We start from the raw sequence: 12630 nt of genomic DNA, 5'->3' as shown, positions 1-12630 counted from the left end.
GCGTAGCCGCTCTCACCAGCGCTCCGGCCCGCCCCTCCCTGTTGTACGGGAGGCGGCGGGCCTTCGCGTTTCCCCGGGCGCCGGTACGCTGCCCAGCCCCTGTGTGCCCGCGGGCGCCCGGGGTCCGCCGGTCAGTGCCCGGGAGACCGCCGCGTCCAGATCCAGCCGTCCCCCGGCGCGCAGCCCCGAGGTGTACGCCGCGTCCCCCAGTTCGCGGCGTGCGCGCTCCTCGCACTCCGCCTTCGGCCGGCCGTAGTACGCCGACCCGAACAGGGGCAGTCCCACCGACGGCCAGATCCGCTCCGTGGCCCCCTGCAGCACCGCCGCTTCCGCGGGGTCGCCCTCCACCACCGTGACCAGGGCCAGCAGCTCCAGCGAGAGGGCGGTGCCCAGCAGGTCGTTGAAGGCGCGGCCGATGGACAGACACTCCCCGAGCATCCGCCGGGCCCGGCCCGTCTCGCCCCGCCGCAGCGCCGCGTAGGCCAGGACGTACAGCGCGTACGCCATTGCCCACCGCTCCCCGTGGTCCTCGCAGATCTCCCGGACCTCGTCGCAGATCACGGCGGCGCCCTCCAGATCGCCGCGAAAGGCCACCGCCATCGCCAGTTCGATCTGGGCCATCAGCACATTGCTGTTCAGCTCCCCCAGCTCCCGGTAGCGGACGAGCGCGTCGCGCAGCAGCTCCTCGGCGCGCGGCATGTCGTCCGTGACGATCGCCAGGCACCCCGTCCGGTGCACCGCGTAGGCCGTCGCCGTGGCGTCGCCGGACCGCTCCGCCTCCTCCCGGCACTCGTGCAGCGCCGAGATCGCGCCGACCGCGTCCCCCTGCAGCACCGCCACATAGCCGAGGACCCACAGCGCCTTGAGCCGCGACGGATCGTGCGCTGTCCGCTCCTCCAGTACGTGATCCAGCCAGTGCCGGCCCTCCGAGAGCCGGCCGCAGCCCACCCAGTAGAACCAGAGCGTGCCCGCCAGGTACTGGGCCAGATGAGTCTCTTCCGGGCTCTCCATCGAGCACTCCATCGCCCGTCGGAGATTGGGCAGCTCGCAGTCGATACGGGCGGCCACCTCGACCTGCCGGGGGCTGAACCAGTCCAGCTCGCACCAGGTCGCCAGCCCCAGGAACCAGTCCCGGTGCCTGCGCCGCAGCCGCTGGGTGTCCCCGGTGGCCGCCAGCCACTCGGCGCCGTACTCGCGCACCGTGTCCAGCAGCCGGTACCGGGTGCCCGCCGGGGAGTCCTCCCGCAGCACCACCGACTGGGCGATCAGTTCGTCCAGCACATCGAGCACCGACTCGGTCGGCAGGTCGGCTCCGCCGCAGATGTACTCGGCGGCCTCCAGGTCGAACTGCCCCGCGAAGACCGAGAGCCGCGCCCACAGCAGCCGCTGCTCGGGCGCGCACAGCTCATGGCTCCAGCCGATGGCCGTACGGAGGGTCCGGTGGCGGGCCAGCGCGCTGCGGCTGCCCCCGGTGAGCAGCCGGAACCGGTCGTCCAGGCGCACCAGCACCTGATCGACGGAGAGCGCCCGCAGCCGTCCGGCGGCCAGCTCCAGGGCGAGCGGAATCCCGTCGAGGCGGCGGCAGAGCTCCAGCGTCGCGGCCCTGTTCCCGTCCGTCGGCCGGAACCCGGGCTGTACGGCGCGGGCCCGTTCCGTGAACAGCTCCACGGCGTCCTCGTCGGTCATCGGCGCGAGCGGGAACGTCAGTTCACCGTCCGTCCTGAGGGGTCGGCGCCCGGCGGCGAGCACCTGGAGCCGAGGGGCCCGGCGCAGCAGTTCCCGTACGAGTCCGGCGCAGGCGTCGATCAGGTGCTCGAAGCCGTCGATCACCAGCAGCAGTTGGCGCTCGGCCAGGTGCTCGACGAGGGTGACCCGGGGCGGTCTGCTGGTGTGATCGGTGAGGCCCAGCGCCTCGACCAGCGCGTGCTCCAGCAGCTCGGGGTCGTGGATGGCGGACAGCTCGGCGATCCAGACTCCGTCGAAGTACCGTTTCTCCAGCAGTGCGCCGAGCCGCGTGGCACACCGGGTCTTCCCGGCCCCCGCCACTCCGGCGATCGTGACGAGTCTGGATTCCTCCAGGAGCCGCCCCAGTTCGGCCAGCTCGGCGTCGCGGCCCACGAATCTGTTCAGTTCCGCCGGGAGGTTGCCGCCCGCGGCGGGGCGGAATCCCGGTCCGTCGGAGCTGGGGAAGGGGCGCTGGAGGCGTCGCATAAAACACGCAGAGTACTGGCTTGAAAGCTCTCCGTACAATCTCGTTATGCCGACTCACGCCCCGCACTGTTATGCGGTACGGCTGGAGATGCGCGGCGCGATAGGGTCGTGGGACGACGATTGGCTGCGCTGACGGCGGTCGGACGTGAGATGCGGAGACAAGTCCCGACAGGGGCGAGCGACAAGCAGAGAGCGGTGCACTGTGTCCGGTGGAGAGGTGGCCGGGATCCTGGTGGCCGTCTTCTGGGCGATCCTGGTTTCGTTCCTCGCCGTGGTGCTGGTGAGGCTGGCCCAGACGCTCAGGGCGACCACGAAACTCGTGGCGGACGTGACCGAACAGGCCGTCCCGCTGCTCGCCGACGCCTCCGCGACCGTGCGCTCCGCGCAGACCCAGCTCGACAAGGTCGACGCGATCGCGACGGACGTCCAGGAAGTCACCTCCAACGCCTCCGCGCTCTCCACCACCGTCGCGTCGACGTTCGGCGGGCCGCTGGTCAAGGTGGCCGCGTTCGGCTACGGCGTACGGCAGGCGATCGGTCGCAGGACCGCTCCCGAGCCCGAACCGGAGCGGGAGCGCAGGGGTCGCGGCTCCTCCCGTCGCACGGTGATCGTCGGCCGTACCGTGCCGTCCGCGCGAGGCAGGAAGCGCAACGGCCGAAGCTCCCGCGGACAGAAGGACTGACGCTGCGATGTTCCGCCGTACGTTCTGGTTCACGGCCGGCGCCGCCGCCGGCGTCTGGGCCACCACCAAAGTCAACCGCAAGCTCAAGCAGCTGACGCCCGAGAGCCTCGCGGCGCAGGCCGCCGACAAGGCGATCGAGACCGGCCACAAGCTCAAGGACTTCGCCCTCGACGTACGCGACGGCATGGTCCGGCGTGAAGCCGAACTGGGCGGCGCGCTGGGCCTGGACGCACCGGTCGACCCCGACCTCCCCGTGCAGCGCCACTTCGCCGTCGAAGCCGCCGACCCCGCCGACCGGGCGGGCGACGGCTCCCACCACCGCAAGCTCCCCTACAACTCGTACAACCGGAATGAGGACCACTAATGGAGTCGGCTGAAATTCGCCGCCGCTGGCTGAGCTTCTTCGAGGAGCGCGGTCACGCCGTTGTCCCTTCGGCGTCGCTCATCGCGGACGACCCGACTCTGCTGCTCGTCCCCGCGGGCATGGTCCCGTTCAAGCCGTACTTCCTCGGCGAGGTCAAGCCGCCCGCCCCGCGCGTCACCAGCGTGCAGAAGTGCGTCCGTACGCCGGACATCGAAGAGGTCGGCAAGACCACCCGGCACGGCACGTTCTTCCAGATGTGCGGCAACTTCTCCTTCGGGGACTACTTCAAGGAAGGCGCCATCAGCTACGCCTGGGAGGCTCTGACGAGCCCCGTGGCGGAGGGCGGCTTCGGACTCGACCCCGAGCGTCTGTGGATCACGGTCTACCTGGACGACGACGAGGCCGAGCAGATCTGGCGCGACAAGATCGGCGTACCGGCCGAGCGCATCCAGCGCCTGGGCAAGAAGGACAACTTCTGGTCCATGGGCGTCCCGGGTCCCTGCGGCCCCTGCTCCGAGATCAACTACGACCGCGGCCCCGAGTTCGGTGTCGAGGGCGGCCCGGCCGTCAACGACGAGCGGTACGTGGAGATCTGGAACCTGGTCTTCATGCAGTACGAGCGGGGCGCCGGTGACGGCAAGGAGGACTTCCCGATCCTCGGTGACCTGCCGTCGAAGAACATCGACACGGGCCTCGGCCTCGAACGTCTCGCCATGATCCTGCAGGACGTACAGAACATGTACGAGACGGACACCCTGCGCGTCGTCATGGACAGGGCCACCGAACTGACCGGCGTGCGCTACGGCGCCGAGCAGGGCACGGACGTCTCGCTGCGTGTGGTCGCCGACCACATCCGCACGTCCGTGATGCTCATCGGTGACGGTGTCACCCCCGGCAACGAGGGCCGCGGCTACGTGCTGCGCCGCATCATGCGCCGTGCCATCCGCAACATGCGGCTGATGGGAGCCACCGGCTCGGTCGTCAACGATCTGGTCGACGTCGTGATCAACACGATGGGGCTCCAGTACCCGGAGCTGATCACCGACCGCAAGCGCATCGAGACCGTCGCCCTCGCCGAGGAAGCCGCCTTCCTCAAGGCCCTCAAGGGCGGCACCAACATCCTTGAGACCGCCGTCACCGAGACCAAGGCCGCCGGTGGCCAGGTCCTCGCCGGGGACAAGGCGTTCCTGCTCCACGACACCTGGGGCTTCCCGATCGACCTCACCCTGGAGATGGCCGCCGAGCAGGGCCTGTCCGTGGACGAGGACGGATTCCGCCGCCTCATGCAGGACCAGCGGGACAAGGCCAAGGCCGACGCCCGCGCCAAGAAGACCGGTCACGCCGACCTGTCCGCCTACCGCGAGGTGGCCGACAACTCCGGCGCCACCGAGTTCACCGGCTACACCAGCACCGCGGGGGAGTCCACCATCGTCGGCCTCCTCGTCGACGGCGTGCCCTCGCCCGCCGCCACCGAGGGCGACGAGGTCGAGGTCGTCCTCGACCGCACCCCGTTCTACGCCGAGGGCGGCGGCCAGCTCGCCGACCAGGGCCGGATCAGGCTGGACACGGGCGCCGTCATCGAGATCCGCGACGTCCAGAAGCCGGTCCCCGGCGTCCATGTGCACAAGGGTGTCGTCCAGGTGGGCGAGGTGACGGTCGGAGCTTCGGTCTACGCCGCCATCGACAACACCCGCCGCCGCGCCATCGCCCGCGCCCACAGCGCGACCCACCTCACCCACCAGGCCCTGCGCGACGCACTGGGCCCGACGGCCGCCCAGGCCGGTTCGGAGAACTCGCCGGGCCGCTTCCGCTTCGACTTCGGCTCGCCCGCCGCCGTACCCGGCACGGTGCTGACCGACGTCGAGCAGCGGATCAACGAGGTTCTCTCCCGCGAACTCGATGTCCAGGCCGAGGTCATGTCCATCGACGAGGCCAAGAAGCAGGGCGCCATCGCCGAGTTCGGCGAGAAGTACGGCGAGCGGGTCCGGGTCGTCACGATCGGCGACTTCTCCAAGGAGCTGTGCGGAGGTACGCACGTCCACAACACCGCCCAGCTGGGTCTGGTGAAGCTGCTCGGCGAATCGTCCATCGGTTCCGGGGTGCGGCGCATCGAGGCCCTCGTCGGCGTCGACGCGTACAACTTCCTGGCCAAGGAGCACACGGTCGTCGCCCAGCTCCAGGAGCTGGTCAAGGGCCGCCCCGAGGAGCTGCCCGAGAAGATCTCCTCGATGCTCGGCAAGCTGAAGGACGCCGAGAAGGAGATCGAGAAGTTCCGCGCGGAGAAGGTCCTCCAGGCCGCCGCCGGACTCGTCGAGTCCGCCCAGGACGTACGGGGCGTCGCCCTGGTCACCGGCCAGGTGCCGGACGGCACCTCGGCCGACGATCTGCGCAAGCTCGTCCTGGACGTCCGCGGACGCATCCAGGGCGGCCGCCCGGCCGTCGTGGCCCTGTTCACCACTGCCAACGGCCGGCCGCTGACGGTCATCGCCACCAACGAGGCCGCCCGCGAGCGCGGTCTCAAGGCGGGCGACCTGGTCCGTACGGCCGCCAAGACCCTCGGCGGCGGTGGCGGCGGCAAGCCGGACGTCGCCCAGGGCGGCGGTACGAACCCGGGTGCCATCGGCGACGCCGTCGCCGCTGTCGAACGCCTCGTCACCGAGACGGCGTGACGCCGGAAATGACGCAGATGCGCCGTGGACGCCGACTCGCCGTCGACGTCGGGGACGCCCGGATCGGGGTCGCCTCGTGCGACCCCGACGGGATTCTCGCCACGCCGGTGGAGACCGTGCCGGGACGTGACGTCCCGGCCGCCCACCGGCGGCTCGGGCAGATCGTCGAGGAGTACGAGCCGATCGAGGTCATCGTCGGCCTGCCGCGCTCACTCGGCGGTGGTGAAGGTCCCGCGGCCGCCAAGGTCCGCGCCTTCGTGCAGGTGTTCGCCCGCTCGGTCGCACCCATTCCGGTGCGGCTGGTGGACGAGAGGATGACCACAGTGACCGCGAGTCAGGGGCTGCGCGCCTCGGGCGTGAAGTCCAAGAAGGGGCGTTCTGTCATCGACCAGGCTGCCGCTGTGGTGATCCTTCAGAACGCTCTGGAGTCCGAACGGGCGTCAGGCAGGCCCCCGGGCGAGGGCGTCGAAGTGGTTGTCTGATCGCGATACGGTAACGTTCCGCGCGATGCGGCGGTGTTCGAACAAACCGCACAGCGAAGCGAAGAGACGGAACGTCGTCTCGCGGCTCTAGGGGATCGATGACTGAGTATGGCCGGGGCCCTGGCTCCGAACCGTGGCATCCCGAGGACCCGTTGTACGGGGACCAGGGATGGGGAGGCCAGGAGGCTGCCCACGGCCAGAGCCAGTACGGCGGCCAGCAGCCCTATCAGCAGGACCCGTACGCCCAGCAGCACCAGCAGCAGTCGTACCCGCAGCAGCAGCAGCACCAGCAGCCGCCGTACCAGCAGCATCCGGAGCAACACCAGCAACAGCAGTACGGTGCTGAGCAGGATCCGTATGCGCAGCAGCCGCAGCAGCACCAGCCGCAGCACCCGCAGCAGCCGCAGTTCAACGGCGGCTGGGACACCGGTCAGCAGGCCGCGATGCCGTACGGGGCCCAGCCCCAGGACCCGTACGCGCAGCAGCCCGGCGGCTACGGCGAATCGCACGATTACTACGGCACCCCCGAGGCGTACCCGCCGCCGCAGCCCCCGGGCCGGCGCGAGGCGGTGCCCGAGCCGCAGTCGCCCGACTGGAACCCGGACGCGCCGCAGGAGGAGACTCATCCCTTCTTCACCGGCGCGGACGAGCCGTCCGGCCGGGACGGCGGTGAGGACCGGGGCTCCCGCGACGACGATGACGAGTACGACGACGACCCGCGCGAGTCGCGGCGCGGCGGCGGACGGGGCGGCCGCGGCGGGAACGAACGCCGGGGCAAGGGCAAGAAGAAGAACCGCAGCGGTTGCGCCTGCCTGGTCGTCTCGGTCGTCCTCGTCGGCGGCCTCGGGGGAGTGGGCTACGTCGGCTACTCGTTCTGGCAGGACCAGTTCGGCGAGGCGCCCGACTACGCGGGCGGCGGGTCCGGTTCGGTCGAGGTGGAGATCCCGAAGGGTTCCCTCGGCTCCGACATCGCGAACATCCTGAAGAAGCAGGGTGTCGTCAAGTCGGTCGACGCTTTCGTTTCCGCGCAGAACGGCAATCCCAAGGGGAAGTCCCTTCAGGCGGGTGTCTATCTCCTGAAGAAGGAGATGTCCGCGGACAGCGCCGTGAAGCTGATGCTGGACCCGAAGAGCCAGAACGCGCTGGTCATTCCCGAAGGCACCCGCAACGTCAAGGTCTACGAGAAGATCGACAAGCGGCTCGGCCTGAAGGAGGGCTCGACCGCCGAAGTCGCCAGGACGAAGGCGGAGAGCCTCGGACTGCCGGACTGGGCCGATGACGATCCGGACATCAAGGATCCGCTGGAGGGCTTCCTCTTCCCGGCCGCCTATCCGGTCGCCAAGGGCTCGAAGCCCGAGGACGCCCTGAAGCGGATGGTCCAGCGGGCCAACGAGGAGTACGACAAGCTCGACCTCAAGGGTGCCGCCAAGACGTACAACCTCGACGGCCCCTGGGCCGTGCTCACCGCCGCCAGCCTGGTCCAGGTGGAGGGCAAGACGCACGACGACTTCCGGAAGATGACCGAAGTCGTCTACAACCGCCTCAAGCCCAGCACGGTCGAGACACAGCAGAAGCTCCAGTTCGACTCCAGCTTCAATTACCTCCGCAAGCAGAGCAAGATCAACATCAGTGCGACCGAGATCAACAAGAACATGGACCCGTACAACACCTATACGCAGAAGGGGCTGCCCCCCGGCCCCATCAGCAACCCCGGTGTCGAGGCCCTCGCCGCGGCTCTGAATCCGACGAAGGACGGCTGGCTGTACTTCGTGGCGACCGACGGTCAGCACAAGACCGAGTTCGCCAAGGACTACGACACGTTCCTGGAGCTCAAGGCCAAGTTCGATGCCCTCGACTGAGTCACGCCGGGCCGCCGTGCTCGGCTCGCCGATCGCCCACTCGCTCTCCCCGGCCCTGCACCGGGCCGCGTACGCGGAACTCGGCCTCGATCACTGGTCCTACGACCGCTTCGAGGTCGACGAGGCGGCGCTGCCTGGGTTCATCGAGGGACTGGACTCCTCCTGGGCCGGGCTCTCGCTCACCATGCCGCTCAAGCGGGCGGTCATTCCCCTGCTGGACTCGGTCAGTGACACGGCGTCCTCGGTCGAGGCCGTCAACACGGTCGTGTGCACCGAGGACGGCCGCCGCGTCGGCGACAACACCGACATCCCGGGCATGATCGCCGCGCTGCGTGAGCGCGGGGTCGAGAAGGTCGAGTCCGCCGCCGTCCTCGGCGCCGGAGCCACCGCCTCCTCGGCCCTCGCCGCGCTCGCCGTGATCTGTACCGGACCGGTCACCGCCTATGTGCGCAGTCGCGAGCGCGGAGCCGAGATGCGGGCCTGGGGCGAGCGGCTCGGTGTCGATGTCAGGATCGCCGACTGGGCCGAGGGTGAGCGGGCGCTGGGCGCGCCCCTCGTCATCGCCACCACTCCGGCAGGGGCCGCGGACGGCCTCGCCACCGCCGTACCGGAGGCTCCCGGCACGCTGTTCGATGTGCTGTACGAGCCCTGGCCGACCGCTCTCGCCTCCGCGTGGTCCGCACGCGAGGGCGCAGTCATCGGAGGTCTGGATCTCTTGGTGCACCAGGCGGTGCTTCAGGTCGAACAGATGACGGGGTGCGTTCCGGCCCCGCTCGCCGCCATGCGGCACGCGGGGGAAACGGCGCTCGCCGCCCGCTGACTCCCGCGCGGCGGGCTCCGTACGCTCCCCTTCGGGCGGCCGGAACGTCCGTCTGCTGGACCGGCTGCCTGTCAGCGCCCCCGGTCGTGGGAGGATCGGGGGCGGCGGGCCAGGGCCGCGCACCCGGTCGCGCCACCGCAGTTTCAGGGCGCGAGCATGAGGAGCACCGTTGAGCAGGTTGCGCTGGCTGACCGCAGGGGAGTCGCACGGCCCCGCACTGGTGGCGACGCTGGAGGGTCTTCCCGCCGGTGTCCCGATCACCACGGAGATGGTGGCGGACGCGCTCGCCCGCCGGCGGCTGGGCTACGGCCGCGGCGCGCGGATGAAGTTCGAGAAGGACGAGGTCACCTTCCTCGGGGGGGTCCGGCACGGGCTCACCATGGGTTCCCCGGTCGCCGTGATGGTCGGCAACACCGAGTGGCCGAAGTGGGAGCAGGTCATGTCGGCCGACCCGGTCGACGCCGACGAGCTGGCCGCGCTGGCCCGTAACGCCCCGCTGACCCGCCCCCGCCCCGGCCACGCCGACCTGGCGGGAATGCAGAAGTACGGCTTCGACGAGGCCCGGCCGATCCTGGAGCGCGCCAGTGCCCGGGAGACCGCGGCCCGGGTCGCGCTCGGCGCGGTCGCGCGCTCGTACCTCAAGGAGACCGCGGGCATCGAGATCGTCAGCCATGTCGTCGAGCTGGCCGCGGCCAAGGCGCCCTACGGCGTCTACCCCGAGCCCTCCGACGTCGAGAAGCTGGACGCCGACCCGGTGCGCTGCCTGGACGCCGACGCGTCCAAGGCGATGGTCGCCGAGATCGACCAGGCCCACAAGGACGGCGACACCCTGGGTGGCGTCGTCGAGGTGCTGGCGTACGGAGTGCCCGTCGGCCTCGGCTCGCACGTGCACTGGGACCGCCGGCTCGACGCCCGGCTCGCCGCCGCCCTGATGGGCATCCAGGCCATCAAGGGGGTCGAGGTCGGCGACGGCTTCGACCTGGCGAGGGTGCCGGGCTCGAAGGCGCACGACGAGATCCTGGCCACCGCCGACGGCATCAAGCGCGCCTCCGGCCGCTCCGGCGGTACCGAGGGCGGTCTGACCACCGGTGAGCTGCTGCGGGTCCGCGCCGCGATGAAGCCGATCGCGACCGTGCCCCGCGCGCTCGCCACGATCGACGTGGTCACCGGCGAGGCGGCCAAGGCCCACCACCAGCGCTCCGATGTCTGTGCCGTTCCGGCCGCCGGGATCGTCGCCGAGGCGATGGTCGCCCTGGTCCTGGCCGACGCGGTCGCGGAGAAGTTCGGTGGCGACAGCGTCCCCGAGACCCACCGCAACGTGCAGTCGTACCTCGACCACCTGCAGATCCGATGAGCGGCCCACTGGTCGTTCTCGTCGGCCCGATGGGCGTCGGCAAGTCCACGGTCGGTGAACTGCTCGCCGCACGGCTGGGCACCGCCTACCGGGACACCGACGCGGACATCGTGGCGACCGCGGGCAAGCCGATCCCGGAGATCTTCTACGACGAGGGCGAGGAGCACTTCCGCGCGCTGGAGCGGCAGGCCGTGCACACGGCGCTCGCCGGGCACGCCGGTGTCCTCTCCCTCGGCGGCGGCGCCGTCCTCGACGCGACGACCCGCGAACTGCTCGCGGACCACCCGGTCGTCTACCTCTCGATGGACGTGGACGAGGCGGTCAGACGGGTCGGGCTGAACACCGCGCGCCCGCTCCTGGCGGTCAACCCCCGCCGTCAGTGGCGCGAGCTGATGGACGCCCGCCGTCCTCTCTACGAAGAGGTCGCCCGCACGGTCGTCGCCACCGACGAACGCACCCCCGAAGAGGTCGCCCAGGCGATCATCGACGTACTGGAACTGCCGGAGCGCGCGGGCGGGAACCCCGCACCCCCCGGCGGGGAGAAGACAGGCATGACGCAGCAGGGCCCCACCCGCATCCAGGTCGCCGGAACGGCGGGCTCCGACCCGTACGAGGTACTGGTCGGCCGTCAGCTCCTCGGCGAGCTGCCCCACCTCATCGGCAACCGCGCCAAGCGCGTCGCCGTCCTGCACCCGGAGGCGCTCGCCGAGACGGGCGAGGCGGTCCGCCAGGACCTCGCGAGCCAGGGTTACGAGGCCATCGCGATCCAGCTGCCGAACGCCGAGGAGGCCAAGACCGTCGAGGTCGCCGCCTACTGCTGGAAGGCGCTGGGCCAGACCGGCTTCACCCGTACCGACGTCATCGTCGGCGTCGGCGGCGGGGCCACCACCGATCTGGCCGGGTTCGTCGCCGCCAGCTGGCTGCGCGGGGTGCGCTGGATCGCCGTGCCCACCACCGTTCTGGGCATGGTGGACGCGGCCGTCGGCGGCAAGACCGGCATCAACACCGCCGAGGGCAAGAACCTCGTCGGCGCGTTCCACCCGCCGGCCGGGGTCCTGTGCGACCTCGCCGCGCTGGACTCGCTGCCGGTCAACGACTACGTCTCCGGCATGGCCGAGATCATCAAGGCGGGGTTCATCGCCGACCCGGCCATCCTCGACCTGGTGGAGGCCGACCCCGAGGGCGCCCGTACGCCGTCGGGACCGCACACCGCCGAACTGATCGAGCGGTCCATCCGGGTCAAGGCCGAGGTCGTCTCCAGCGACCTCAAGGAGTCCGGACTCCGGGAGATCCTCAACTACGGCCACACCCTGGCCCACGCGATCGAGAAGAACGAGCGCTACAAGTGGCGCCACGGCGCGGCCGTCTCGGTCGGCCTGGTCTTCGCCGCCGAGCTGGGCCGGCTCGCCGGCCGCCTCGACGACGCCACGGCCGACCGCCACCGGGCCGTCCTGGCGTCCGTCGGACTGCCGCTCACCTACCGCGGCGACCAGTGGCCCAAGCTCCTGGAGAACATGAAGGTCGACAAGAAGTCGCGCGGCGATCTGCTGCGCTTCATCGTCCTGGACGGCCTCGGCAAGCCCACCGTCATGGAGGGGCCTGACCCGGCCGTCCTGCTCGCCGCCTACGGGGAGGTCTCCGCGTGACCCGCAGGGTCTTCGTGCTCAACGGACCGAACCTCGGCCGGCTCGGCTCGCGCGAACCCGATGTGTACGGTGCCACGTCCTACGCCGGACTCGTGGACACCTGCCGGACGTTGGGCAAGGAGCTCGGCTTCGACGTCGACGTACGGGAGACCAATGACGAGGGCGAGTTGATCCGCTGGCTCCACGAGGCCGCGGACGGTTCGATTCCGGTCGTTCTCAACCCGGGCGCGTTCACGCACTACTCGTACGGCATGCGGGACGCGGCAGCCCAGCGCACCGCCCCGCTGATCGAGGTGCACATCTCGAATCCGTACGCACGGGAGGAATTCCGCCACACCTCCGTGGTCGCGCCCGTGGCCACCGGGACCGTGGCAGGGTTCGGCATCGGCTCCTACCGGCTCGCCCTGCGGGCCCTTGCCGATGAACTGACGGACTGACACCTGCCGCATCCGGGCTTGTCCGACGGGCACTTCGGGCGTTCCCGGGCCGTTCACCCTGTGACGGCCCGGGAAGGTACGGTGGCCGTCCGATCAGCGCCAGTTG

The 12630-nt window shown here is 70.6% G+C and carries 10 protein-coding genes; 9 read left to right on the top strand and 1 reads right to left on the bottom strand.

Going from position 1 to position 12630, the window contains the following annotated elements; genetic code table 11:
• Window positions 1-12: 12 nt before the first annotated feature.
• Window positions 13-2211 (bottom strand): ATP-binding protein, encoded by a 2199-nt coding sequence (locus OG251_RS06725; protein WP_326676294.1) that lies wholly within the window; start codon window positions 2209-2211, stop codon window positions 13-15.
• A 217-nt stretch (window positions 2212-2428) separates the two neighbouring features.
• Between OG251_RS06725 and OG251_RS06720 the strand changes: the two genes are divergently transcribed.
• From OG251_RS06720 to aroQ, 9 genes are all read left to right on the top strand, one after another.
• Window positions 2429-2893: a DUF948 domain-containing protein gene (locus tag OG251_RS06720; RefSeq protein WP_326681174.1), complete on the top strand. Its 465-nt coding sequence runs from the start codon at window positions 2429-2431 to the stop codon at window positions 2891-2893.
• A gap of 7 nt (window positions 2894-2900) precedes the next feature.
• A complete protein-coding gene (locus OG251_RS06715; RefSeq protein WP_073729464.1) occupies window positions 2901-3257 on the top strand; it encodes a DUF6167 family protein in 357 nt (118 codons plus the stop codon).
• Window positions 3257-5926, top strand: a complete 2670-nt coding sequence (gene alaS / locus OG251_RS06710; RefSeq protein WP_326676293.1) for an alanine--tRNA ligase — start codon at window positions 3257-3259, stop codon at window positions 5924-5926. Before OG251_RS06715 ends, alaS begins: the two co-directional genes overlap by 1 nt.
• 8 nt (window positions 5927-5934) lie before the next feature.
• Window positions 5935-6408, top strand: a complete 474-nt coding sequence (gene ruvX, locus OG251_RS06705) for a Holliday junction resolvase RuvX (RefSeq protein WP_326681173.1) — start codon at window positions 5935-5937, stop codon at window positions 6406-6408.
• 98 nt (window positions 6409-6506) lie between these two features.
• Window positions 6507-8267 (top strand): endolytic transglycosylase MltG, encoded by a 1761-nt coding sequence (gene mltG / locus OG251_RS06700; protein ID WP_326676292.1) that lies wholly within the window; start codon window positions 6507-6509, stop codon window positions 8265-8267.
• Window positions 8254-9087, top strand: a complete 834-nt coding sequence (locus OG251_RS06695) for a shikimate dehydrogenase (RefSeq protein ID WP_326676291.1) — start codon at window positions 8254-8256, stop codon at window positions 9085-9087. Before mltG ends, OG251_RS06695 begins: the two co-directional genes overlap by 14 nt.
• 169 nt (window positions 9088-9256) lie before the next feature.
• Window positions 9257-10441, top strand: coding sequence for a chorismate synthase (gene aroC / locus OG251_RS06690; protein WP_326676290.1), 1185 nt, complete (start codon window positions 9257-9259; stop codon window positions 10439-10441).
• On the top strand, window positions 10438-12087 hold the full coding sequence (gene aroB / locus OG251_RS06685) for a 3-dehydroquinate synthase (protein ID WP_326676289.1): 1650 nt from the start codon (window positions 10438-10440) through the stop codon (window positions 12085-12087). The genes aroC and aroB overlap by 4 nt, the downstream gene beginning before the upstream one ends.
• Window positions 12084-12524, top strand: coding sequence for a type II 3-dehydroquinate dehydratase (aroQ, locus tag OG251_RS06680; RefSeq protein ID WP_073729478.1), 441 nt, complete (start codon window positions 12084-12086; stop codon window positions 12522-12524). Before aroB ends, aroQ begins: the two co-directional genes overlap by 4 nt.
• The last annotated feature ends 106 nt before the right edge of the window (window positions 12525-12630 follow it).

This window comes from Streptomyces sp. NBC_01237 (assembly GCF_035917275.1).
In the GTDB taxonomy this organism is placed as follows: domain Bacteria; phylum Actinomycetota; class Actinomycetes; order Streptomycetales; family Streptomycetaceae; genus Streptomyces.
This window is presented reverse-complemented; position numbering and strand designations above follow the sequence as displayed.